At 49.3% G+C, this 25,118-nt stretch carries 22 protein-coding genes, 2 tRNA genes, 1 pseudogene and 1 riboswitch; of the genes and pseudogenes, 18 read left to right on the top strand and 7 right to left on the bottom strand.

The window, feature by feature from the left end; genetic code table 11:
• Nucleotides 1–93: 93 nt before the first annotated feature.
• Nucleotides 94–1,236, bottom strand: a complete 1,143-nt coding sequence (locus GJV52_RS02010) for an RNA-guided endonuclease InsQ/TnpB family protein (RefSeq protein ID WP_095503172.1) — start codon at nt 1,234–1,236, stop codon at nt 94–96.
• Nucleotides 1,237–1,280: 44 nt separating this feature from the next.
• Between GJV52_RS02010 and tnpA the strand changes: the two genes are divergently transcribed.
• Complete coding sequence (tnpA, locus tag GJV52_RS02005) at nt 1,281–1,697, top strand: IS200/IS605 family transposase (RefSeq protein ID WP_095503171.1); 417 nt, start codon at nt 1,281–1,283, stop codon at nt 1,695–1,697.
• 193 nt (nt 1,698–1,890) lie between these two features.
• Nucleotides 1,891–2,406 carry a PqiC family protein gene (locus GJV52_RS02000; protein ID WP_100564636.1) on the top strand — a complete coding sequence of 172 codons (516 nt, stop codon included), beginning with the start codon at nt 1,891–1,893 and terminating at the stop codon, nt 2,404–2,406.
• A 48-nt stretch (nt 2,407–2,454) separates the two neighbouring features.
• Here GJV52_RS02000 and GJV52_RS01995 read toward each other — a convergent pair whose 3' ends face one another.
• On the bottom strand, nt 2,455–3,024 hold the full coding sequence (locus tag GJV52_RS01995) for a TIGR00645 family protein (protein ID WP_100564638.1): 570 nt from the start codon (nt 3,022–3,024) through the stop codon (nt 2,455–2,457).
• A gap of 297 nt (nt 3,025–3,321) precedes the next feature.
• Here GJV52_RS01995 and GJV52_RS01990 point away from each other — a divergent pair, with 297 nt between their 5' ends.
• Both GJV52_RS01990 and GJV52_RS01985 read left to right on the top strand, forming a co-directional pair.
• Complete coding sequence (locus GJV52_RS01990) at nt 3,322–4,326, top strand: IS5 family transposase (RefSeq protein WP_195690057.1); 1,005 nt, start codon at nt 3,322–3,324, stop codon at nt 4,324–4,326.
• Nucleotides 4,327–4,465: 139 nt separating this feature from the next.
• Entirely contained in the window at nt 4,466–5,227 is a 762-nt protein-coding gene (locus GJV52_RS01985) for a sulfite exporter TauE/SafE family protein (RefSeq protein ID WP_369832044.1), read from the top strand.
• Nucleotides 5,228–5,292: 65 nt separating this feature from the next.
• Here the strand turns inward: GJV52_RS01985 and GJV52_RS01980 are convergent, their stop codons facing one another.
• The 4 genes and pseudogenes from GJV52_RS01980 to GJV52_RS01965 form a co-directional block, all read right to left on the bottom strand.
• The gene (locus GJV52_RS01980) at nt 5,293–6,891 is read right to left on the bottom strand and encodes a peptide chain release factor 3 (protein WP_100564575.1); all 1,599 of its coding nucleotides are present in this window, start codon (nt 6,889–6,891) and stop codon (nt 5,293–5,295) included.
• A 247-nt stretch (nt 6,892–7,138) separates the two neighbouring features.
• Nucleotides 7,139–8,059 carry a c-type cytochrome gene (locus tag GJV52_RS01975; RefSeq protein WP_095502166.1) on the bottom strand — a complete coding sequence of 307 codons (921 nt, stop codon included), beginning with the start codon at nt 8,057–8,059 and terminating at the stop codon, nt 7,139–7,141.
• A 245-nt stretch (nt 8,060–8,304) separates the two neighbouring features.
• Nucleotides 8,305–9,753: an NAD-dependent succinate-semialdehyde dehydrogenase gene (locus tag GJV52_RS01970; RefSeq protein ID WP_100564577.1), complete on the bottom strand. Its 1,449-nt coding sequence runs from the start codon at nt 9,751–9,753 to the stop codon at nt 8,305–8,307.
• A 157-nt stretch (nt 9,754–9,910) separates the two neighbouring features.
• Nucleotides 9,911–10,327: pseudogene (locus GJV52_RS01965) on the bottom strand (biliverdin-producing heme oxygenase); the annotation flags it as partial.
• Between the two features lie 45 nt (nt 10,328–10,372).
• Here GJV52_RS01965 and GJV52_RS01960 point away from each other — a divergent pair.
• The 14 genes from GJV52_RS01960 to trhA all read left to right on the top strand — a co-directional run bounded on the left by GJV52_RS01960 (nt 10,373) and on the right by trhA (nt 23,264).
• Complete coding sequence (locus GJV52_RS01960; RefSeq protein ID WP_095503842.1) at nt 10,373–11,050, top strand: IS1595-like element ISNme3 family transposase; 678 nt, start codon at nt 10,373–10,375, stop codon at nt 11,048–11,050.
• A gap of 188 nt (nt 11,051–11,238) precedes the next feature.
• Nucleotides 11,239–11,333: riboswitch (TPP riboswitch) on the top strand.
• A 116-nt stretch (nt 11,334–11,449) separates the two neighbouring features.
• Nucleotides 11,450–12,247, top strand: a complete 798-nt coding sequence (thiM, locus tag GJV52_RS01955) for a hydroxyethylthiazole kinase (protein ID WP_095503038.1) — start codon at nt 11,450–11,452, stop codon at nt 12,245–12,247.
• Between the two features lie 86 nt (nt 12,248–12,333).
• A complete protein-coding gene (gene thiD / locus GJV52_RS01950) occupies nt 12,334–13,140 on the top strand; it encodes a bifunctional hydroxymethylpyrimidine kinase/phosphomethylpyrimidine kinase (protein WP_095503037.1) in 807 nt (268 codons plus the stop codon).
• A 278-nt stretch (nt 13,141–13,418) separates the two neighbouring features.
• Complete coding sequence (locus GJV52_RS01945) at nt 13,419–13,835, top strand: OsmC family protein (protein ID WP_095503036.1); 417 nt, start codon at nt 13,419–13,421, stop codon at nt 13,833–13,835.
• A 416-nt stretch (nt 13,836–14,251) separates the two neighbouring features.
• Nucleotides 14,252–14,998 (top strand): GntR family transcriptional regulator, encoded by a 747-nt coding sequence (locus GJV52_RS01935; protein ID WP_100564247.1) that lies wholly within the window; start codon nt 14,252–14,254, stop codon nt 14,996–14,998.
• A 56-nt stretch (nt 14,999–15,054) separates the two neighbouring features.
• A complete protein-coding gene (locus GJV52_RS01930; protein ID WP_100564256.1) occupies nt 15,055–15,957 on the top strand; it encodes a lysine exporter LysO family protein in 903 nt (300 codons plus the stop codon).
• Between the two features lie 79 nt (nt 15,958–16,036).
• On the top strand, nt 16,037–16,816 hold the full coding sequence (locus GJV52_RS01925) for a DeoR/GlpR family DNA-binding transcription regulator (protein ID WP_095503034.1): 780 nt from the start codon (nt 16,037–16,039) through the stop codon (nt 16,814–16,816).
• A gap of 9 nt (nt 16,817–16,825) precedes the next feature.
• Nucleotides 16,826–17,443, top strand: a complete 618-nt coding sequence (locus tag GJV52_RS01920) for a glutathione S-transferase (RefSeq protein WP_100564249.1) — start codon at nt 16,826–16,828, stop codon at nt 17,441–17,443.
• Nucleotides 17,444–17,558: 115 nt separating this feature from the next.
• Complete coding sequence (locus GJV52_RS01915) at nt 17,559–19,250, top strand: glutamine--tRNA ligase/YqeY domain fusion protein (protein ID WP_100564251.1); 1,692 nt, start codon at nt 17,559–17,561, stop codon at nt 19,248–19,250.
• 192 nt (nt 19,251–19,442) lie between these two features.
• Entirely contained in the window at nt 19,443–20,705 is a 1,263-nt protein-coding gene (gene rho / locus GJV52_RS01910) for a transcription termination factor Rho (protein ID WP_095503031.1), read from the top strand.
• An 87-nt stretch (nt 20,706–20,792) separates the two neighbouring features.
• Nucleotides 20,793–22,151 carry a deoxyguanosinetriphosphate triphosphohydrolase gene (locus GJV52_RS01905; RefSeq protein ID WP_195690056.1) on the top strand — a complete coding sequence of 453 codons (1,359 nt, stop codon included), beginning with the start codon at nt 20,793–20,795 and terminating at the stop codon, nt 22,149–22,151.
• Between the two features lie 133 nt (nt 22,152–22,284).
• Nucleotides 22,285–22,361, top strand: a tRNA-Arg gene (locus GJV52_RS01900).
• Between the two features lie 20 nt (nt 22,362–22,381).
• Nucleotides 22,382–22,456, top strand: a tRNA-Glu gene (locus tag GJV52_RS01895).
• Nucleotides 22,457–22,637: 181 nt separating this feature from the next.
• Nucleotides 22,638–23,264, top strand: a complete 627-nt coding sequence (trhA, locus tag GJV52_RS01890; RefSeq protein WP_095502843.1) for a PAQR family membrane homeostasis protein TrhA — start codon at nt 22,638–22,640, stop codon at nt 23,262–23,264.
• 65 nt (nt 23,265–23,329) lie between these two features.
• Here the strand turns inward: trhA and GJV52_RS01885 are convergent, their stop codons facing one another.
• A complete protein-coding gene (locus GJV52_RS01885; RefSeq protein ID WP_095502842.1) occupies nt 23,330–24,757 on the bottom strand; it encodes an alanine/glycine:cation symporter family protein in 1,428 nt (475 codons plus the stop codon).
• Nucleotides 24,758–25,118: the final 361 nt, after the last annotated feature.

Raw genomic sequence — 25,118 nt, 5'->3', positions numbered from 1 at the left:
ACAAATCGCTTCGGTGGGTTTCTGCTGCTGACCGCCTTACTGCACGGTTCACTTCACAGACGCTACGGGCACGTCCTGCCCTGAAACTTCATTTTACTTTTGCGCTGCCAAAATCTCTTGACCGCGCTTTAACACATTGATTGCACCCACAATATCCGCATTGTTTTGATAGCCACATTGCACACATTCAAAGTTTGCCTGTGTTTGACGGTTATCTTTGGCAGTATGTCCGCAAGCTGGGCAACAACGACTGGTATTTTGTGGCGGAACAGCCACCAAATGCCCACCGCGCCACAACAGCTTATAGTCCAACTGACGGCGAAACTCAAACCAAGACTGGTCTAAAATCGCACGGTTTAAGCTTGATTTGGCAGCAACGTTTTTTCCATGCTGCACGGCGTTGCCTTTAGCGGATTTGGACATATTCGCCACCTGCAAATCTTCCACATACACAATCGCGTGGTTTTGGCTGATTGCGCTGCTGATTTGGTGCAGGTAGTTTTTACGGATATTGCTGATTTTGTGGTGCAAACGGCTGATTTTTGCTTTCAGTTTCTGCCAGTTTTTGCTGAATTTGGTTTTGTGTTTGAACTGTTTTTGCAGTTTTGCTAGTTTGCCTTTCAACGTTTTGAATGCGTTGATTGGCTCAAAAAACTGACCATTGGACAATGTTGCAAATTTGGCAACACCCATATCAATCCCAGTTTCGCCACCGTTTGGCTGCGCGATTTCCTGCTCGGTTTCGGTTTGCATAGATACAAACCATTTACCGCATTTTTGCGATACGGTTACGTTTTTCAGGCTGCCTGAAACGTGTCGGCTGTTGCGATAGCGCACCCAACCGATTTTGGGCAAATAGATACGATTATTTTGCTGCTCCAATTTACAGCCTTGCGGAAAGCGGAAACTGTCTTTTTCGCCTTTGCGTTTGAATTTGGGGAAATCTGCGCGTTTGGCAAAGAAGTTTTTGAATGCGCTTTCCAAGTCTTTCAAACTTTGCTGCAAAACTTGGCTGTGGCAGTCTTTTAGCCAGTCTAATTCTCGTTTCCATTCAGGCAGCAAATTTGCGATTTTGGTGTAGCTAAATTTGAACGAATTATCTTGTTGATATTGTTCGTTTTGATACGCCAAAGCACGATTGAATACGAAACGCGAACAACCGCAAAATTGTTTCATTTTGCGGATTTGCTCGCCGTTTGGCATCAGTTCAAATTTGAATGTTTTGAGTATTAACATGATTTCATGGATAATGGAATTTTTAGCAATTTTACACTTGGTCTATGGAAAAAGAAACTGATTTAAGACGTGGTCGGCACGTTGTTTTTAATCTTCATGTACATTTGGTATTTGTCGCAAAATATCGCCGAAAAGTGTTCACAAAAGAAATTTTGGACGATATGCGCGGTATTTTTGAGAGCGTCTGCACCGATTTTGAAGCGCAACTGGTGGAATTTGACGGCGAAGATGACCATGTTCATTTACTTGTGAACTATCCGCCCAAAGTGTCTATTTCAAAACTGGTGAACAGCTTGAAAGGTGTATCTAGCCGCATGATTAGACAGAAAAATTATCCAAGCATCAAACAAAAATTATGGGGCGGTGCGTTGTGGTCGCCGTCTTATTTTGCAGGTAGCTGTGGTGGTGCGCCGATTACGATTATTCGGCAGTATATTGAACAGCAGAAAACGCCTGATTAACTGAATATCAACGGTTTTAGGACTGCTACGCAGTCCGCGCCTTATATCTCCGCCGTGAACGGCGAAGTTTTACGGCGCAGCCTGATAAAACACTAAAAGACGCGCAGCCGGTGATCAATACCTTGAAAGAAAAACCAAACGCGTTGATTTTCAACAGCAATACCAAAGACCCGATACCGAAAGGAAGCCAATAATGCGCCTTTTAGCCTTAACTTGCGCCGTGTTGCTCGCCGCCTGCAGCACGCCGCAAAGCACCCGATATTTCGTGCTGCCCGACAGCCAATACACCCAGCCGCGCCAAGGCAGCGAAATGGCGGTAAGAGTGTATCTGGCCGAGCCGTTGAACCAAGGCGGGCTGGTGTATCAGACTGATGCGCATCACTTGAATTTTGCCAAAAACCATTTGTGGGCAAGCTCGCTCGATAGCGCATTAGCCAATAGTTTGAGCAACAAACTCAACCGCTTAAACCGCCAATACACCTTTATCCCTTCCGGCCGCAGTCAAAGCAGCCAAGTGTTGAAAGTGTATATCGAAGCGTTCAATGGCAGCTACCAAGGCCAAACCGTGGTCAGCGGCTACGCACTGTGGCCGAACGGGCAAAGCAAGCCTTTCCATGTCGAAACGCCGCAGCAGGGCGATGGTTATGCGGCCATGGTCGATTCCTTGGAAACCGGCTTGAACCGCGCTGTTGAATTAATGGCTTATTAAAAATAAATGCCGCCTGAACATTTCAGACGGCATTTATTTATAGAAAAATCAATGGTGTTTGTGTGAGGTGCTGTACACAATCTTATCGGTCCACGCCATGGCGACGGCGGAAACCAAGAAGCCCATGTGAATAATGAATTGCCACATCATTTGTTTTTCAGTGAGGTTGGCGGCATTGATGAAGGTTTGCAGCAAATGAATCGATGAAATGCTGATAATTGACATCGACAGCTTCACTTTCAATACCGAAGCATTCACATGGCTGAGCCATTCGGGCTGGTCGGGGTGGTCATCAACGCGCAGCCGTGAAACAAAGGTTTCGTAGCCGCCAATCAACACCATCACCAACAGATTGGCGATCATCACCACGTCAATTAGGTTGAGAATCGTCAGCATGATGGTGTTGTCGTCCATTTGGTTCAGGTTGACCACCAAATGCCACAGCAATTTCAAGAATTTATAGGCGTAAATGGCTTGCACTACTGCCAAGCCCAAATAAATCGGCAGTTGCAGCCAGCGGCTGGCAAAAATCAGGCTGCCCAAGAAATTACGCTGTGGCTGAGGTCGGTAGGACTGGTGTGGTGGCGGAGTGTGTGGTTCGTGTGTGTGTTCGCTCATGTTGGTCAGTAGTAAAACAATCAAAAGGCGCGTATTTTAAATGAATTTTGGCTGAAAATCCAATCTCTTATCATGAATGGGCAGGTGAGGCCGTCTGAAGGTTTCAGACGGCATTGTGTATAGACGATTAAGGTTGATTTCATTAAAATATTCAAAATTTTTATTCAGCCTGAGACCTTTGCAAAACCCCTCTTAAATCCCATGTAAAGTAACTATAGTTACCAAGCGGCATAATACTTCCCAAACACCCTAAAATCCTCTAAATTCCCTTTAAGCCGAATTTAGAGGATTTTCTTCATGAGCAGCTTCTTCAAACAAACCGTCGAAACTATCGTTGGTAAAGACCCCGACCGCTTTCCCTTGCTCAAAATTCAGCTCATTATCGACTGGCAGCCCATTGCCGATTATCTCGAACAACAAAAAGGCCGCTATACCCGTCATCACGGCGGCCGCCCCGCCTATTCATTATTGTCCATGTTTAAAGCCGTCTTACTCGGCCAATGGCACAGCCTGTCCGATCCCGAACTCGAACACAGTCTCATTACCCGTATCGACTTTTATCTCTTCTGCGGTTTTGACGAGCTCAACACCCCCGACCACAGCACACTGTGCCGTTACCGCAACTGGCTGGCACAAAACAATCTACTTGCCGAATTACTGGATTTGATTAACCGCCAATTAACCGACAAAGGCTTAAAAATCCAACATGCCAAAGCAGCCGTTATTGACGCCACCATAATCCAACCACCCGGCGGCAAACAGCGACGGGCGATTGAAACCGATGAAAACGGTGTGGTTTCAGAAAACACTCCCAGCAAAGACCAAGATGCCCGCTGGGTGAAGAAGGACGGTAAGTTCAAACTCGGTTATAAACAACATACTCGTACCGACCATGAAGGCTATATCGAGAAACTGCACATCAGTCCGGCCAACGAACACGAATGCAATCACTTTGAACCGTTGCTGCAAGATATTGCCGAAGGCACCAAGGTTTATGCTGACAAAGGATATGACAGTAAAGCCAATCGAGCCTTACTGCAACAAAAAGGACTTTCAGACGGCATTATGCGTAAGGCGCACCGGGGTCATCCGTTAACTGAAGAAGATAAGGCAAGAAATAAGCAATTGTCGAAAACGCGTTATGTGGTGGAACAGAGCTTTGGTACGCTACACCGTAAATTCCGCTACCACCGTGCGGCTTACTTCGGCTTATTGAAAGTGACTGCGCAAAGTCATTTGAAAGCGATTTGTATCAACCTGCTGAAGGCTGCCAACAGGCTTCGTGTGTCTGCTGCCGCGTGAAAAGGGGGAAATGTGCCCGAGAATAGGGAATTTTAGGTAATGATTGGGGATTTTATGTTGAAAAAAAGCTTACTTAGTAACCTAGGTAAGCTTTTTTGATGGTAGGTAGGGTTTTGCAAAGGTCTCAGACTGCCTGTTGATGGAAACGACGTTTTACTTTTTGATTATTATTGGTTTTTTGGCCGGATTGATGGATGCGGCAGTCGGAGGCGGCGGTCTGCTGCAAATTCTCGGATTGTTTAATATCCTGCCGGGCACGCCGGTGCCGACCGTGTTGGGTGTGGGTAAAGTGGCATCGTTTTCCGGTACAGTCACCGCGACATGGCAATATGTGCGCAAAATTCCCGTGCCGTGGAAAATGCTGTTGCCGGCGGCGATGTTGGCGTTTATCGCTTCGTATTTGGGCGCCAAATCGGTGGCGTTTTTCCCGACCGAATACATGAAGCCGATTATGCTGGTCATCATGATTGTGATGTGTATTTATACTTTTTTGAAGAAAGATTTAGGTCAAATCCAGCGCACCGCCAAACTCACGCGCAAAGAAACCTTATGGGGCTTGTTTTTTGGCGCATTAATCGGTTTTTATGACGGTATTTTCGGGCCGGGTACAGGCAGCCTGTTGGCGTTTATTTTCGTGCGTTTTTACGGCTATGATTTTCTCACTGCTAATGCTTCGGGCAAGGTCATTAACACCACCACCAATTTTGCCGCGCTGACATTTTTTGTGCCGCATGGTCACGTGGTGTGGGCATGGGCAGTTACGTTGGCCATAGCAAATTTGTGCGGCGGCATCATTGGCGCGCGGTTGGTAATACGCGGCGGCACCAAGTTTCTGCGCTATGGTTTTATGTGTTTGCTGGTGTTGATTATCGGCAAATTTGCTTGGGATTTGTGGGTGTAAGTTGGCATCAAGAAAAGGCCGTCTGAAACATTTTGTTTCAGACGGCCTTGCTTATATTTATCTCATCAAGCGTTCAAATTCACCGCATGTTCGCGTGTTTCGTGGAACACAATGTCCGGCCAGCGCTCTTGGGTCAAGCCAAGATTCACGCGGTTGGGTGCGAGGTAGGCGAGGTTGCCGCCGGCATCGATGGCCAAGTTTCCCGCGTTGGCTTTTTCAAATTCGGCCAGTTTTTTCTTGTCGTCGCACGATACCCAGCGCGCCGACCAAATCGATGCGTTGTCGAACACGGCTTCTACGCCGTATTCGGCGGCCAAGCGTGAGGTGACGACTTCAAACTGCAACACGCCGACTGCACCCAAAATCAAATCCGCGCCCGATTGCGGTTTGAATACCTGCACCGCGCCTTCTTCGCCAAGCTGCTGCAAGCCTTTTTGCAGTTGCTTGATTTTAAGCGGGTTTTTAATGCGTACGCTGCGGAACAATTCCGGCGCGAAAAACGGAATGCCGGTAAACGCCAGCTGCTCGCCTTCGGAAAAGCTGTCGCCGATTTGGATATTGCCGTGGTTCGGGATACCGATGATGTCGCCGGCGTAGGCTTCTTCGACCAATTCGCGGTCGTGCGACATAAACGTCACCACGCTGGAGGCGGCGATGTCGCGGTTGATGCGCAGGTGTTTCATCTTCATGCCGCGCTCGAATTTGCCGGAGCATACGCGCAAAAAGGCGATACGGTCGCGGTGTTTCGGGTCCATATTGGCTTGAATTTTAAACACGAAACCGGAGAATTTTTCTTCGGTCGGTTCAACCACGCGCACGGTGGCATCGCGGCCTTGCGGTGCGGGCGCCCAGTCGATTAAGGAATTTAAGATTTCTTGGATGCCGAAATTGTTGATCGCCGAGCCGAAGAATACCGGCGTGAGTTCGCCCGCCAAAAATTCTTCCAAATCAAACTCGTTAGACGCGGCTTGCACCAATTCGATTTCATCGCGCAACTGTTGGATTTCCAAAGGAAAACGGCTTTCCAGCTCAGGGTTGTCGATGCCTTTAATCACGTCGAATTCGTGCGGCAAACGCTCGCCGCCGGCTTCGAACAGATACACTTCGTCATTCAGAATGTGATACACGCCTTTGAAGTTTTTGCCCATGCCGATCGGCCAAGTCACGGGTGCACAGCGAATTTTTAAGATGTTTTCCACCTCGTCGAGCAATTCCAACGAATCGCGCACTTCACGGTCGTATTTGTTCATAAACGTGACAATCGGCGTGTTGCGCAGGCGGCAGACGTTTAAGAGTTTAATCGTTTGTGCTTCCACGCCTTTGGCGGCATCAATTACCATCAAGGCACTGTCAACCGCGGTCAATACGCGGTAGGTATCTTCCGAGAAGTCTTGGTGGCCTGGGGTGTCGAGCAGGTTGACGGTGTGGTCGTTGTAGTCGAACTGCATCACCGATGAGGCCACGGAAATGCCGCGTTGTTTTTCGATGTCCATCCAGTCGGAGGTGGCGAATTTGCCGGTTTTCTTGCCTTTCACTGTACCGGCGCTTTGAATCGCACCTGAGAACAACAACAGCTTTTCGGTTAGCGTGGTTTTACCCGCATCGGGGTGGGAAATGATGGCAAAAGTGCGGCGGTGGCGCACTTGTTCGGGGATATTCGACATAATGATTTTTCTAAAAATTTCAGGCCGTGCTTCAGACGGCCTGTTGAATAATAAAAGACGCGCAATTGTACAAAAAAACGCTTAAAGATTCAATGCTTGAATACGCAGAGGCCGTCTGAAAACTGGATTTTCAGACGGCCTGAAAGCTTGATACATCTTTCGGATTTGGCATATGGCTGTGAGTGGGCTTTAAGCTATGCTGATATCCGAGATGCTGACAAGTGTTCAATCTTGTTTCAACATCCAATCAACGGCGTACATCTTTTGGCGCATCGCCTTTTGGCCAGTCTTTGTGTTTGTGGGCAAACACCGGTCGATCCATGTGGCTCATGAAATCGGCTACGTCAACCGCTTCTTGGTCGGTCAGGCTGTTGGGTTGGCCAAACGGCATATTGCCTTTGATAAACGCGGCGGCAGTGTATGTGCGCGCCATGCCGGCGCCGTCGTTGAAGGAATTTTTACCGGCAACGGCAGGGTAGATATAGCCGCTGTTACCCGGCTGCAACATGCCTTCGCCTTGTTCGCCGTGACAAACCACGCATTTTTGTTCAAAAATGGCTTTACCGTTGACACGGTTTGGCACCAAATTTTTATCGATTTCAACAAAGCCGCGGCCTTCGGGGCTGTGTCCGGGCGGGATGTCTTTAGAAAGCCAAGTCATGTAGGCAATCAGATTGCGCATTTCGGTGCTGTCGTCTGCCAAAGGTTTGCCGTTCATCGAGCGCATAAAGCAGCCATTGATGCGCTCTTCGATGGTGTCCACTTTGCCGCTGCGTGCGCGGTATAGTGGGAACAAGGCCGGTACGCCGTTCCACGGTGCGGCGTAAGGCGTAGAGCCGTTGCCCAAGTGGCAACTGGTGCAGTTTAAGTGGTTGCCGACGTGGTCGGGAACGCGCAGAGCGGTGCGGGTGGCAATATCCAAACCATCGCGAATGGCATCGCCTTCAGCGCCTTCCGGAATGGTTTTGACATCAACCAAGGTCACTTTGATGGTTTCGGTTTTGGCCGGTGCAGCGGGTGCGGAAGCTTTGACAGCTTCGGGCGCGGTAGCCACGGCAGAAGCCGCTGGTTCGATTGGCTTCGCTTGCTCGGTTTGGCTGGTGTTGTTTGGGCTGCAGGCCGTTAAGCCGATACCGGAAATCAGCAAAAATAGGGTAAGGTTCCGCATGATTTTCTCCTTTTTTGTTATGGTTTTAATCGCTTAATCCATGATTCAAAACAAGTTTGTCATGGTAATTTATTTTTAGCATATATTTCTTTATATAACAAATAAATTATATTATTTTTTATCAATACTTTATGTGGAATCATTTCATAGGAAATAAATATAGTAGAATCAATCGCTTGATTGGATAACAAAAGGCCGTCTGAAACCTGGGTTTTCAGACGGCCTTAAAAATAGATTGTTTATATTTAGCGGCTCACGCCAGCAGTGACGATGTATTTCATTTCCAGATAATCATCCATGCCGTATTTCGAGCCTTCGCGGCCGATGCCCGATTGTTTGATGCCGCCAAACGGCGCAGCTACGTTAGATAAACCGCCGGTATTCACTGCGACCATGCCGTATTCCAAGGCTTCTTGGGTGTGAGTGATACGGCCGATGTCGCGACTGTAGAGATAGGCGGCCAAGCCGAATTCGGTGTCGTTGGCGAATTTGATCGCTTCTTCATCGTGGCTGAAACGGAACACCGGCGCGAGCGGGCCGAAGATTTCTTCTTTGGCAAACTTCATGTCCTGCGTGGCATCGCGCAATACGGCAGGCTGCATAAACAGGCCGTCTGAACCGCCGCCCCACAATAATTTACCGCCTTTTTGCTGTGCATCATCGATGAATTCTTTGACTTTTTTCACCGCTTCTTCATCAATCAGCGGGCCGATGTCGGTACCGTCTTCCCAGCCGTTGCCGACGGTGAGTTTTTGCACGGCGGCGGTGAATTTTTCGACAAATTCTTCATACACGCCGTCTTGCACATAAAAGCGGTTGGCGCAGACGCAGGTTTGTCCGGCATTGCGGAATTTGCTCGCTACCGCGCCTTTGACTGCTTCGTCGATTTCGGCATCATCCAATACGATAAACGGCGCATTGCCACCCAATTCCAACGAGATTTTTTTCACGCTGTCGGCGCATTGTGCCATCAGTTTGCGGCCGATTTCAGTCGAGCCGGTAAAGCTGAATTTGCGCACGCGTGTGTCTTGCGTCAACACGCCGCCGATGTCGCGCGATGAGCCGGTAATGATGTTCAACACGCCTTTCGGAATACCTGCGCGTTCGGCCAATTCAATAATCGCTAACGCAGAAAGCGGCGTTTTGGACGCAGGGCGGATGACGAACGTGCAGCCGGCGGCCAGCGCGGGCGCGACTTTGCGCGTAATCATGGCGTTGGGGAAATTCCAAGGCGTAATCGCGGCGCACACGCCGACCGGTTGGCGGATGACCTGCACGCGTTGGTCGGCGGATACCGCCGGAATGGTGTCGCCATAAACGCGTTTGGCTTCTTCGGCAAACCACTCGATATACGACGCGCCGTAAGCGATTTCGCCTTTCGCTTCGGCCAAAGGCTTGCCTTGTTCCATGGTCAGAATCATGGCCAAATCGTCTTGGTGTTCCATCATCAAATCAAACCAGCGGCGCAAAATGCGGCTGCGCTCTTGCGCGGTTTGCGCCGACCATTCGGGCAACGCGGCATAGGCGGCATCGACCGCTTCGCGCGCTTCTTGTTCGCCCATGTCGGGCACTTCGCCGACGATTTTCCCATTAGCCGGATTGGTGATGAGTATGGTTTGGCCGCTTTTTGCCGGTAACCATTGGCCGTTGATGTAACACAGGTTTTTCAATAAGTGTGGGTCGTTGAGTTGCATGGGATAGTCCTTTGAAAAGTTTCAGACGGCCTCAAGTGGCAATGGCTTAAAACTACGCTTCCGAATCGGGCTTGTCAATGTTGGCATCTTTGAGAGTCTGTTTAAAAAGTATCAGGCCGTCTGAATATTCAGACGGCCTGATACTTCAATAATTTGATTAATGACGGTGTGGTTGGAAACCTGCCGGTGCTTCTGCGCCTTCGGGTAAGCCAAAGGTTTTGCGCAAAACGGTTTTATAAAACTCAAATGCTTCTTTGGCACCTTGAATGGCTTCTGCTTCTGCTTCTGGTGACAAAGGCAGCGCATTTAAATGCTCGACAAATTCGCGCCAGTGTTTGCCGCGGCCGTCGGGGTGTGGTGCCAGATGGCGTGCGCCGTGTTCGCCGTTGTAATCCAGTTTTTGCGCGTGTTTAAACAGAAAGGCTGCACCTAAGTTAGATCCTTCGGCGCAGTAGAGCCAGCCGATGGCTTTATTGCCAATTTCCTGTGGTAGGGCTTTGTTATAGGTATCAGGTTGCTCCCCCAAATCTTGCAAATCTTGCATCACTGCATCGTGGCGTGCCATATAAGATAGGGGCTTAGGAAGCAAAATCATCAAAAAACCTGATAAGCTCCTAATATGAAACTAAAAAATAAGTATCAAAAGTTCAGCAAAATTTCAGAGCAAAAGTTTAGAGAAATAATCCGCTGTTTCGCTCTTGATTTGACCGCTTCCGATACTGCTAAAATGACCGGCATTAGTGTACGCAGTATCAATCCTATTTTCCTGAAAATCAGACACAGGATTGCTGCTCTGTGCGAACAAAGCTCACCACTGTCCGGTGTGGTCGAATTAGATGAATCTTACTTTGGTGCGCGACGTATCAGGGGTAAGCGCGGTCGCGGAGCGTCAGGTAAAACCATCGTATTTGGCATACTGAAACGCAATGGCGTGGTCTATACGGAAATCGTTCCCGACGCTTCGAAAGCCTCACTAATCAAGGTCATACGTGGTCACATATCTGCTGACAGTGAAATCAATACTGACGGCTGGAAAGCATATGACGGTCTTGTCGATATGGGCTATGAGAAGCATTACCGTGTCCATCATGGTTCCAATGAGTTTGCTCGAGGAAAGCAACATATCAATGGTATTGAATCTTTTTGGAGTTATGCTAAGGGGCGTTTGGCTAAATTTCATGGTATTTCCAAAGAGATGTTTTATCTGCATCTTAAAGAAACGGAGTTTAGGTTTAACCACCGGCATGAAGATTTAGGTAAAATATTAATGAAGATGCTTCGAAATAACCCAATTTAATATTTTTGCTTCCTAAGCCCCCAATATAAATTTTAACGTTTGCTAACATAATGGATGTTTATTTAACTAAAATCGATAAAGGCTGATCAAATAAGTGAGGTTTATGTTGAAAATAACCGTACTGATCCGCCATGCACCAAACATTGCCATGGCACGATAATCTAAGCTAATATAGCCGGGTATTTTATTGATTAGAGTCGGGGTGCGGTTGCAATGCTGCTGAGAATATACCCGTGAACCTGATACAGTTTGCACTGGCGTAGGAAACTCATCACAAGCATTGATTGCTATGAAGGCACAACCCGCGCATCGGCGGGTTGTGCTTTTTTCAGTCTGGATAAAGTTTCAGATGGCCTCGTTAAGTTCAAGGCCGTCTGAACGATTGTTAAGGAAACCATCATGAATTTTGCCTATCTTGACCACATGCGCGCGCGCAATCCTTTGGTGCACAGCATCACCAATACCGTGGCCGCGCATTTCACCGCCAACGGTTTGCTGGCGGCGGGGGCTTCGCCGATTATGGCCAACGAGCCTGATGAAATGGCGGATATGGCGGCGATTTGCGATGCTTTGCTGATTAACATCGGCACATTGGAACAATCCACCATCGCGGCGATGTTTGCCGCCGGAAAAGCGGCCAATGCGCGTGGCATTCCGGTGGTGCTTGACCCTGTGGGCGTGGCCGCGACGCCGTTGCGCCGTGAAACCGTGGCGCGTTTGCTTGAAAAAATTAAGTTTGCAGCGATACGGGGCAATGCGGCGGAAATTGGTTTTATTGCCGGAGAAGCATGGCAGGGCAAAGGTGTGGATGCGGGGCAAGGTGCGGTCAACGCGGCGCAGATTGCGGCAGCGGTGGCGCAGAAATATCAATGTATTGTGGCGGTAAGCGGCGAGACGGATTATGTTTCAGACGGCCAATCGACATTTGCCGTGAACAACAACACGCCGCTGTTTCCGAAGATTACCGCATCAGGCTGCTTGCTCGGTGCTGTGATTGCGGCATTTTTGGCAACGGAGCAGGGCGATGATTTGGCTGCGGTCACAGCCGCTTGCACCTTTTACGCCGTTGCCGGAGAAGCCGCCGCACAGGGTTTGGATGAACGCCAAAGCGGCACGTTTGGCGTGAAGCTAATCGACAGCTTAGCCATAACGAGCGCGCAAGATTTGGCCGACAAAGCGCGTGTTGAGGCCGTCTGAACAGACAAACGCATGATTATATTTTGAAACAATTTTTCAGACGGCATGTTTAATAAGGCCGTCTGAACGATTTAAGGAGAATAAAAATGGCAGAAACATTCGTACAAAGTTTAACCATCGCCGGTTCCGATTCGGGCGGCGGCGCGGGCATTCAGGCCGATTTGAAAACCTTTCAAATGCGCGGCGTATTTGGCACCAGTGTGCTGACCGCGGTAACGGCACAAAATACCTTGGGCGTACACGGCGTGCATTTCGTGCCGACCGACATCATCACCGCGCAAATCAAAGCGGTGGCCGACGATTTCGACATCCGCGCGTTCAAGCTCGGTATGCTCGGCACGGCGGAAATCATCGAATGTGTGGCGGATAATCTGCAAAGTTGCCGTTTCGGCCAGATGGTGCTCGATCCGGTGATGATTGCCAAAGGCGGCGCTTCTTTGCTGCACAATTCGGCAGTGGAAGCAATGAAAAAACATTTGTTGCCGCGCACCGATGTGCTTACGCCCAACCTGCCCGAAGCCGAAGCCTTGACCGGCGTGAAAATCGACAACCGCCAAGATGCCGAACGCGCCGCGCGGCTGCTGCAAGAAGCGGGCGTGAAGCATGTGGTGATTAAAGGCGGCCATCTGGACAACAGCCAAAGCGAAGTCTGCACCGATTGGCTGTTTACACCGAATGATGTGGTGGAAATGGAAAGCCTGCGTTTCCCAACGCCGCACACCCACGGCACCGGTTGTACCTTCTCTGCCTGTATTACCGCCGAATTGGCCAAAGGTTTTGCCGTAGAAGAAGCCGTGCAAACCGCCAAAGACTACATCACCGCCGCCATCAGCCAACCGCTGAACATCGGCGCAGGTCACGGGCCGGTGAACCATTGGGCTTATAAAGATTGATTGTGATGGTAAAAGGCCGTCTGAAAATCTGTTTTTCAGACGGCCTTGAGTATGGATATTTCATGAAGAAGCATCATATACCTAATAACATCATGCTTTAAACGAAAACCTCATGGCGAGAATATTGCCTGATGTTGTTTTAAGCGCAGCATCTTTTTGCGCATCAAAAATTATTACACCATTAGCAGCATTGGTAATTTGGCATGGAATTGTTTACAATACGCGACATCTAAGCCGCATCCAAATCCAGTGCGGTGCTTATTAAGAAAGTATAGAATATGCAAGTTACATCAAAATGGTTGGACGGAATGTGTTTTGTCGGCACCACTGAGGGCGGACACAGTGTGGTGATGGAAGGTGCGGCGGCGGAAGGCGCGGTGAAGCGCGGTGCCAGCCCGATGGAAATGTTGTTGCTGGGTGTGGCCGGTTGTTCCAGCATTGATGTGGTGATGATTGCCGAGAAGCAACGCCAAAAAGTAGTCGATTGCCAAGCCACGGTAACAGCCAAACGCGCCGATGAAGCACCGCGCGTGTTTACCGAAATCCATATTCATTTCAAAGTCATCGGTCATGATTTGAAAGAAACGGCAATTGCCAAAGCGGTGGAATTGTCGGCGGAAAAATACTGCTCTGCATCGATTATGTTGGGCAAAGCGGCGAAGGTCACGCACAGTTTTGAAGTTGCTGAAGCCTGATGACTTTGCACATTCCCTATCTTGGGCAAAGCTCAAATCTGGGGTGTGGCAAAGGGCAGTGGGATTTTTCAGACGGCCTCATTTAAAAATGAATTAATAATGCCGTTTTCAGGTAAAATAGCTCGTTAGGGCGCGCATGGCGAAATAGCGTAAAAGGCCGTCTGAACAGCATGATAGGGCAGATTAAATCCGTATGGCGCAACATTTGCCTGCAAATCGCCCATCAAAAAAGCAGATATATTCAAGCTGTATCTTGAATATATCTGCCGATTTGAACCTTTTCTCTCTATTTAACCGCCTTGTAATACTTGGCTTTTCTTTAGAGTTATTGTGCAATTTATGCTCTGAATTGTCAACAAATTTTATTAATATTATAAATAATCCGTTTGTGCAAGTAAAATTGCTAGGAAAATCAAATGAATAATCAAAATAAATCAAATCATAACGCAACCAATACTGCACCGGCGACGTCTTCATTAATTTTGGAAGAGCGACATGATTCCGAGCTTTTCCGTGTTTATGCATCTATTTTGGATGCCATTACAGACCACGTTTTGTTGCCGGGCAAGAAGCTGACCGAATCCGATTTGTGTCGCCAGATGGTGTGTTCACGCAATACCGTGCGCAGCGCTTTGTCGCTGTTGGCGCACGATAAAATTGTCGATTTGCAGCCTAATCGCGGCGCTTTCGTGCATGTGCCGGATTTGAAAGAAATTCAGGATGTGTATAAGTCGCGCATCGAATTGGAAGCGATGATTTTCAATTTGCTGCTTGAATTGCCGGATTTAGAAACGCGTTTGCAACCGATGTATGACATGATTGAGCGCGAAGCGGAAGCATCGGTAAACGGCGACAGCGTGGGCTGGAACCGTTTGGCCAATGCCTTCCACGTTGAATTGGTGCGCCTGTTGGATAATGATGTATTGTTTGAAATCATGAATACCTTGTGCGCCCGCTCATCGCTGATTGTGGCGGTATTTGGCGAACGCAGCCACGGCCACGGCCACCGCACCAGCGGCCACACCTATAATGAGCATCGCGAAATTTTGGATTTGCTCGCCGCAGGCAAACGCACGCGGGTGTTGAAACTGTTGCGCCGTCACTTGGGCAGCTGTATCGAGCGCTTGGAAGGCAAATACGAAGCGCAAAACGAATTGCATTAATGAATCAAAGAGAGGCCGTCTGAAAGGTTTTCAGACGGCCTTTGATGTGGGAAAAAATGGAAAGTTTGACAACCTTATTGTCGGTGTTGGTGCCGATGTTTCTTGGTTTTTTTATCCGCCTGCCCAAACATTATTTGGCCTTAGTGGATAAAATGCTGGTGGTGCTGGTGTATGCCGTGCTGTTTTTAATCGGCGTGTCGCTCGCGCGCGTGGAGAATTTGGGTTCGCAACTCAATACCATCGTGCTGACGACTTTATTATTGTTTGCCTGCACCATCGGCATGAATTTACTGGCCTTGATGTGGTTTGACCGCCGCTTTCCGTGGCAGGCCAAAGGTTCGGGCCAAAAAGCCAATGTGAGTTTATCGGGCAGCGCCAAACAGCTCGGCTGCGTGGCTTTGGGTTTTGTATTCGGCAAATTGATGGCCGACGTGTGGCTGCCGTCTGAAAACTTGGGTATGTATTGCCTGATGGCGCTGGTGTTGCTGATCGGTATCCAGCTCAACGGCAGCGGTGTGAGTTTGCGCCAAGTATTGATTAATAAGCGCGGCGTTCAGACGGCCATGATCATGATGGCATCGTCGTTGGCCGGCGGTTGGTTGTTTGCTGCGTTGAATGAAGATGTCTCGTGGCTGAAAGGCTTGGCTCTGGCTTCGGGCTTCGGCTGGTATTCTTTGTCGGGCCTGGTGATGACCGAAGCTTACGGCGCGGTGTGGGGCAGTATTATGCTCTTGAACGATTTGGGGCGGGAATTTTTTGCGCTGGTGTTTATTCCGATGTTGATGCGCCGCCATCCGAGCGCGGCGGTGGGCGTGGGCGGGGCGACCAGCTTGGATTTTACTTTGCCGGTTATCCAAAGCTCGGGTGGTTTGGCCGCTGTGCCGCTGGCGATTAGTTTCGGCTTTATCGTTAATGTGGCGGCGCCGTTTTTGATGGTGGTTTTTTCCTCATTTGGTTGAAGCCGTTAGCAAAATTTGGCAAAATTCTAAAAATATTCTGCATAAGAACAATACGGCAGGCCACACAAAAGAGAATACCATGAAACCACGAATCCAAAGACACGAAAAAATCATCGAATTGGTGCGCGCGCAGCATTATATGTCCATCGACCAATTGGCCAAAGAATTGGACGTAACGCCGCAGACCATCCGCCGTGATATTAACTTATTGAGCGAAGAAAACGTGTTGCGCCGCTATCATGGCGGGGCGACTTTGGGTGATGTATTAGAAAGCGAGTTGCAACAAGGCAAGCGCAACAGCCATCAGGAAGAGAAAAATGCCATTGCGCAACTGATTGCCGACCAAATTCCCGATAATGCCTCGCTGTTTCTCAGTATCGGCACCACCATGGAAGCCGTGGCCGCCGCGCTGATTAAGCAGCGCCGAAACTTACGCATCATCACCAACAATATTTACGTCGCCTCAATGGCATCTTCACGCAGCGACTATATTGTGATTATCACGTCCGGCGTGGTGCGCCCGATTGACGGCGGCGTGACCGGCGTGGCTACTGTGGATTTTATTAATCAATTTAAAGTCGATTATGCGGTGATGAGCACCCATGGCGTGGAAGAAGACGGCTCGCTTTTGGATTACGACTACAAAGAAGTCAGCGTGATGCAGGCGATGATGAACAATGCGCGCGTGAAGTTTTTGGGCGTGGATCACACCAAGTTCAACAGCAATGCCTTAGTGCGCTTGGGCAGCATTACCGAATTCGATAAAGTGTTTACCGACCGCGCGCCGGCCGATAATATGCGCAAAATTCTCGACAGCGCCGGCGTGGAATGGCTCACGCCGCCTACGCGCTCATCTTAGGAGCAGAACATGAAATTATGGTATTCCAATACCAGCCCGTATGTGCGCAAAGTGCGTGCCGTGGCCGCTTATCACGGCTTGGAGGCGCAGATTGAAGCCCATCTCATCAGCGGCGCAGCGTTTTCCGAACAAGCCGAACACAACCGCGATACACCGCTCGGCCGCATTCCGGTGTTGCAAACCGATGACGGCACATGGCTTTACAGCAGCAATGTCATCGCCGAATACCTTGATGCACACGGCAGTAACGACAGCTTATATCCGCAAGGTGACAATCGTTGGGCAATCTTGAATCTGCACGATTTGGCCGCAGGTATGCTGGACAACACCATTGATATGGTCGGTGAAAAGCTGTTGCGCGCCGAAGCTGAATGGTGGCAGTCGCGCCATGCCCAGATTATGCAGCGCAACACGCGCACGCTGCCGGTGTTGGCCGAAGCCATTCAGCCATTTGGCACAGAATTGAATATCGGCACACTCAATGCCGTGTGCGCGATTGATTTTCTCCGTTTTCGCAACGCCTTGACCCAAGCCGATACCATGGAAGGATTCTCCGAATTGGCCGCGTGGTCAGACGAAATGAATGCGCGCCATGCTTGCTTGGCAGCGACTCAACCTTGCGCCTAAACGATTTATCAAATCCGCCATCTCAGGTACAATTCATTTTTCAAAATTTCTTTTCAGACGGCCTTTTCAAGACCAACAGGCCGTCTGAATCCTTATCTTTCATAAAGACGATTTTATGCTGAATAAAGAACAATTTGCGGACAACCATTTCATCCGCACCATCATCGAAGACGACTTACAAAGCGGCAAACACAGCGCTATTCAAACCCGTTTTCCACCTGAGCCAAACGGCTATTTGCACATCGGCCACGCCAAATCCATCTGCCTGAACTTCGGTTTGGCTTATGTTTACGACGGCCTGTGCAACCTGCGTTTTGACGACACCAATCCCGAAAAAGAGAGCGACGAATACGTCAATTCGATTAAAGAAGACGTGCGCTGGTTGGGCTTTGAATGGTCGGGCGAGCCGCGTTATGCCTCGAATTATTTTGACCAACTGTTTGATTACGCAGTCGGTTTGATTAAAGAAGGTAAAGCGTATGTCGATGATTTGACTGCCGAAGAAATGCGCGAATATCGCGGTACGCTGACCGAGCCGGGCAAAAACAGCCCTTACCGCGACCGCAGCGTGGAAGAAAACTTGGACTTGTTCTACAAGATGCGCGACGGCGAATTTGCCGACGGCAGCAAAACCCTGCGCCTGAAAATCGATATGGCCGCGGGCAACGTCAACCTGCGCGACCCTGTGATTTACCGCATCCGCCGCGCGCATCACCACAATACCGGCGACAAATGGTGCATCTACCCGATGTATGATTACACCCACGCCATTTCCGATGCGATTGAAGGCATTACCCATTCGCTGTGTACGCTGGAATTTGAATCACACCGTCCGCTGTATGATTGGGTGCTCGACAATATCCCCGCACCGCATCCAACCCGTCCGCGCCAATACGAATTTTCACGCTTGGAATTGCTGTATTCCATTACCTCGAAACGCAAACTGAACCAATTGGTTTCAGACGGCCATGTATCCGGCTGGGACGACCCGCGTATGCCGACCATTTCCGGTATGCGCCGCCGCGGCTACACGCCCGAAGGCTTGCGCCTGTTTGCCAAGCGCGTGGGTATTTCCAAATCAGAAAACGTGGTGGACATGAGCGTATTGGAAGGCGCGATTCGCGAAGAATTAGAAAATTCCGCCCCACGCCTAATGGCGGTGTTGAACCCGTTGAAAGTGACCTTGACCAATTTTGAAGCCGGCAAAACCCAAAGCCGCCGCGCTGCCTACCACCCGAATCACGAAGAAATGGGCGAACGTGAAGTGCCGGTTTCGCCAACCATTTATATCGAAGCCGACGACTTTGCCGAAGAACCGCCAAAAGGCTGGAAACGCTTAACCCTAGGCGGTGAAGTGCGCCTGCGCCATGGCTATGTGATGAAGTGCGATGAAGTGGTTAAAGATTCTGACGGCCACATTACCGAACTCAAATGCAGCATCGATCACGACACACTGGGCAAAAATCCGGAAGGCCGCAAGGTCAAAGGCGTGATTCACTGGGTATCTGCCGAACACGCCGCTGAAATCAAAGTGCGCCTGTACGACCGCCTATTTACCGAAGCACGTCCCGATGCCATCCGTGGCGAAGACGGCGAATATCTGCCGTTTACCGATTTCCTGAATCCCGAATCGGTGAAAGAAATCACCGCCTACGCCGAGCCAGTGGCCGCCACCTTGCCACCCGAAAGCCGCTGGCAATTCGAGCGTATCGGCTATTTCGTGACCGACCGCAAAGACCACAGCGCCGAGCAGCCGGTATTCAACCGCACTGTAACCTTGAAAGATTCTTGGCAGGCTAAGGCGTAAGATTAAGGCCGTCTGAAAGTATGTTTTTCAGACGGCCTTCCATCTTCAATCCCGACCAAATACGGATAATATTTGACACAAAAAGCCTGACCGCCTAAAATTCCATTTTCTTTCAGCATATGCCTTTCATACGGCATGATCTATTCCTTCAGACGGCATCCGTCGTCTTCAATTCTATCAAAATCACTCATTATGCACGTTTCTGAATTACAAACATTACACATTTCCAAATTGTTGGAAATGGCCGAAGAGCATGGCATCGAAAATGCCAACCGTTTACGCAAGCAAGACCTCGTTTTCGCCATTGTGCGCCAAAAAATGAAGCAGGGTGAGAGCTTTACCTGCTCGGGCACTTTGGAAATTCTGCCCGACGGCTTCGGCTTCCTGCGCAGCGCCGACACTTCTTATCTGGCCGGCCCTGACGATATTTACGTTTCCCCAAGCCAAATCCGCCGCTTTAATCTGCACACCGGCGACACCATTGAAGGCAGCGTGCGCGTACCGAAAGACAATGAGCGTTATTTCGCCCTTGTGCGCTTGGATACCATCAACGGCGATGATCCGGAAGCGTGCAAACACAAGATTTTGTTTGAAAATTTAACGCCTTTATTCCCAACCAAACAATTCAAGCTCGAGCGCGACATCAAAGCCGAAGAAAACCTTACCGGCCGCGCGATTGATTTGGTGTCACCGATTGGTCGCGGCCAACGTGCTTTGTTGGTGGCGCCGCCGAAAACCGGTAAAACCGTGATGCTGCAAAACATTGCCCACGCGATTACGGCCAATAATCCGGAAGTTGAATTAATCGTGTTGCTGATTGACGAGCGTCCGGAAGAAGTGACCGAGATGAGCCGCAGCGTAAAAGGCGAAGTGGTGTCTTCCACGTTTGACGAACCGGCGCAACGCCATGTGCAAGTGGCTGAAATGGTGTTGGAAAAAGCCAAACGCATGGTTGAACACAAAAAAGACGTGGTGATTCTGCTCGATTCGATTACCCGCTTGGCGCGCGCGTACAATACCGTGGTGCCGACTTCAGGCAAGATTTTGACCGGTGGTGTCGATGCCAATGCCTTGCACCGTCCGAAACGCTTCTTCGGCGCGGCGCGTAACGTGGAAGAGGGTGGTTCGCTCACCATCATCGCTACTGCATTGGTTGAAACCGGCAGCCGCATGGACGACGTGATTTATGAGGAATTTAAAGGCACGGGCAATATGGAATTGCACCTCGACCGCCGTATGGCTGAAAAACGTCTGTTCCCGGCCATCAGCATCAACAAATCCGGCACCCGCCGTGAAGAATTACTGGTGCCGAACGACCAGTTGCAACGCATGTGGCTGCTGCGCAAATTCCTGCATCCGATGGACGAAATCGAAGCCACAGAATTTTTGGTGGGCAAGTTGAAAGATTCCAAAGATAACAACGAATTTTTCGAACTGATGCGCGGTAATAAATAAGTGGTTATTGTGAGGCCGTCTGAAACTTTCAGACGGCCTCAATTTATTGTATAGTCAAATCATTCAAACTGATACGGAACCTTACTCATGCAGGCAAAAATGAACTGGCAGGATTTATTGTCCACCCAACGCTTTCGCGTGAAAGATGGCGGCATTGTGCCGACGGTAACGCCGTCCACACAAGAAGGCATGGATGCTTTGCGCACCGATTTTCACATCGATTACGACCGCGTGGTGTTTTCCGGCTCGTTCCGCCGCTTGGGGCGCAAAACCCAAGTTCATCCCTTTGCCGAGCACGATTTGACCCACAATCGTTTAACCCACAGCGTGGAAGTGGCCAGCGTCGGCAGAAGCTTGGGTAACCGTGTCGGCATGATGTTGCAAGCCGGTGAGTTTTTGCCTTTGGGTAATACCCCGAGTGATATCGGCGCGGTGGTGCAGGTTGCATGTTTGGCGCATGATTTGGGCAATCCGCCGTTTGGCCACACCGGCGAAGACGCGCTGCGTGATTGGTTTCGTAATCCGCAACACAGCCGCTATCTGCAAGGCTTGAGCGAAATTGAGCGCAATGATGTGCAAACCTATGAAGGTAATGCCCACAGTTTGCGCATTTTGGCGACGTTGGAAATGTACCGCAATCGCGGCGGTATGCGACTGACGGCGGCGACCATCGGCGCTTTGCTGAAATATCCGTGGACGACGTTGCATCCCAACGGCAGAAAGAAATTCAATATTTACCAAACCGAGTTGCCGTTTATTCAATGTGTTGCCGAAGAATTGGGCTTGCTGCAATTGGGCGAAAACCATTGGGCGCGTCATCCGCTGTCTTATCTGATGGAAGCCGCCGATGATATTTGCTACGCCTTGTTGGACTTAGAAGATGCGGTTGAGCTGGATTTGCTCAGCGATACCGAAGTCGAAAGCATATTATCCGAGCTGACCTTTGCTGAAAGCACATGGTATGCCCAATCCAGTCGCCAGCGTTGCGCCATGCTACGCGGCATTGCCATCGGGCGGGCAATTGATGATGTCGCGCAAACCTTTATGAAACACCAATCCGACTTGCTCAACGGCGAATTCAAAGGCAAAGACTTAATCGCTTTGTGCAGCCCTGAAGTACAAAATACGCTTGAGAAAGCCAAAGATTTGGCGCGCACACGCATTTTCCGACATCACACCAAGCTTATTACCGAAATTGCCACATTCCCGTGCTTGGGCTCTATTTTGAATTTGCTGGTGCCGGCGGCTTATGCGTATCTGGTGCACAAACATGTTGATTTGCGCCAATCTTTGGTGTTGGAATTGCTCAAAAACGATGACCCCATCACCGAAAATGACACACTTTACCAAGCCTACATGAAGATTTTGGATTTTGTCGGCGGCATGACTGACAATGCTGCGGCCAAGATGGCGCAAGATTTATCCGGCCTAGGCATGTTGCGTTAAAATTTATTTAATTTTATTTCAATTGTTTATTGAAAATCTCAAAAAATAATGGAAAATATACTAGACAGGATTCAGTAAATTCTTTATTATTCGGTCTTCTTGATTCACAGCGCAACAGCGAGGTGATGAGGATGCACCCGTAGCTCAGTTGGATAGAGTATCTGGCTACGAACCAGAGGGTCGGGCGTTCGAATCGCTCCGGGTGCGCCATTAAGAAAATCCTTTATTCCGCGCCCATCGTCTAGCGGTTAGGACATCGCCCTTTCACGGCGGTAACCGGGGTTCGATTCCCCGTGGGCGTGCCACATACTTAACAAAAGCCTTACTGGATTCAGTAAGGCTTTTGTTTTATTCTTAAATGATTTATTTAAATATCATTCATTTGATAAAAAAGAGCGGTTAACTTATTTTTATCTTTCAGACGGCCTTTTATTCAAGGAATCGGCGTACACTGTTGGCTGTCATCCATGATGAGAAATAAAGCTTATGTATCAAGGTGAGCGTTTTAATGCGTATAGCCATTTGGTCGGCGCGCTGCTGGCGTTGACCGGTATGGTGTTGCTGATTGTGAAGGCGGTTGAGGATTTTGATCCTTACAAACTTGCCAGCGCGATTACTTATGGCGTGTGCTTACTGCTGTTGTATTTGGGCTCGACGCTGTATCACAGCATTCCGCAGCCGAGAGTGAAAGCAGTATTGCAAAAGGTAGATCATTGCATGATTTATCTGCTGATTGCAGGCAGCTACACGCCGTTTACGTTGGTGACGCTGAAGGGCGGTTGGGGCTGGTCGCTGTTTGGCGTGTCGTGGGGATTGGCCTTATTCGGTATCATTCAGGAATTGACCATTGGGCGTAAGAGTGAAAAACGTTTGTTGTCGATGATTATTTATGTGGTGATGGGCTGGCTGATTTTGGTGGCGATGTATCCGTTGGCGAAGAGCTTGTCGGCAGCTGGGTTGTTTTGGCTGGCCTTGGGCGGTGTGTTATACAGCGTCGGCATTTATTGGTTTGTAAATGACACCAAAATCAAATATGGCCACGGTATTTGGCATTTGTTTGTGATGGCAGGCAGCCTGGCGCAGTTTATTTGTATTTATTTTTATGTTTTATAAGTTTCAGACGGCCTCTATGAAAATTAAAAAACCTCTCCGTTTAATACGGAGAGGTTTTTGTTTGGCTATTGCTTGTCGTGGAATTCATGGAATTCGTATTGGTAAGACAATGGTTTGCCGGCTTTGGTTTGTACCAAATAATCGTCGTACACCGCGCGGATTTCTTTGCGCATCAGGAAGAGGGCGATTAAGTTGGGAATCACCATAAAGCCGTTAAACATATCCGACAAATCCCATACCAAATCCACTTTGCCCAAGGTGCCTAACACAATCGCAATTAAAACCAGCGTGCGGTAAAAGCCCAAATGCTTGCCACGGAACAAAAAGCGGATATTGGATTCACCAAAATAATACCAGCCGATGATGGTGGTAAAGGCAAAGAAAGTCAGGCACACGGCCAGCAGTTGGCCCCCGAAATCGCCGAATGCAATGATAAAGGCTTGCTGGGTTACCGCCGCGCCTTTCAAACCTAAAGTATTGGCATCGGTGAGCAGAATAATCAGCGCAGTAGCGGTGCAGACCAATAAGGTGTCAATAAATACGCCGACAAATGCTGCCATGCCTTGCTGTACAGGGTGTTTCACATTGGCGGTAGCATGGGCGTGCGGAGTCGAACCCATACCGGCTTCATTGGAGAACAAACCGCGTGCTACGCCGTAACGGATGGCTTCACGCATACCGATACCGGCCGCACCACCTAAAACCGCGCTCGGGTCGAAAGCAGCTACAAAAATATGCTGAATCATCGGGCCGATATGGGTGGAGAATTTAAACAAAATCACCACCGCGCACACAATGTAAATCACCGCCATAAACGGCACCACAAACTGTGCCACATTGGCAATGCGGTTGACGCCGCCGATCACAATCAAACCGGCTAACACCGCCAACACAATACCCACCGCCAATGCCGGCACATCAAATGCCACAGTCACCGCCGAAGCGATCGAGTTCGCTTGCGTGGCGTTACCGATAAAGCCCAAGGCAATGATGATGGCGATGGAGAAGAAGCCGGATAAAAAGCGGGCGGCAGGGCGGCCGATTTTTGGGGTTAAGCCATGGGTAATATAAAACGCGGGGCCGCCGATGTATTTGCCGTGGCTGATAACGCGGTATTTTTGTGCCAAAATCGCTTCGGAAAAAATCGTCGACATGCCGAACAAAGCCGACAGCCACATCCAGAAAATTGCGCCTGGGCCACCGGCGGTCAGCGCGGTGGCGACACCGGCCACGTTACCCGTGCCGATTTGGGCAGAAATGGCGACAGCCAAGGCTTGAAATTGAGACAGCGATTTTTGGTCTTTATCGGCGCCGTCTTTTTTGCTGAACAAACCGCCGAAAACCGACTTGAAACCCGCGCCGAGCTTAGTAAGCTGCGGTACACCCAAATACACCGTGAAAAACAAGCCGATGCCGATTAAGGCATACATCAGCAGGTAATCCCACAGCACTTTATTGACCGCGCCCACCAGCGCAGACAATGTTGCTTCCATAATAAACCTCGAAAAATAAAAAGTTAATCAACGTGCGGCACACAGCGGCAACTACTCCGCTTTAATCCCATTTGATCACCTCGGGCGAGCAGGCCGTTGGTTGAGTAAGAGATTATCCGAATGCTCTTTATGCGTTCTTTAATAAAGAAACATTTTCGGCATCATACGCCTAATCTTGGTTCAAGAGAATACAAAAACTGAATGGATATAACGAAATTTAACATTAAATTGATTTAAACCAAGCCAAGAGACAGGCCGTCTGAAAGTTTTCGGCGGTAAAAAACTTATGATAAAATATGCGTTTTTCAGAACAAAATGGCTCTTGCGTGGGTGTGATTGATTAAAATAAGAATGGCACAAA

This window comes from Neisseria brasiliensis, from assembly GCF_009671065.1.
Taxonomy (GTDB): Bacteria; Pseudomonadota; Gammaproteobacteria; order Burkholderiales; family Neisseriaceae; genus Neisseria; species Neisseria brasiliensis.
Note: the sequence above shows the minus strand (reverse complement) of the source record. Positions and strands in the feature narration are given on the sequence as shown.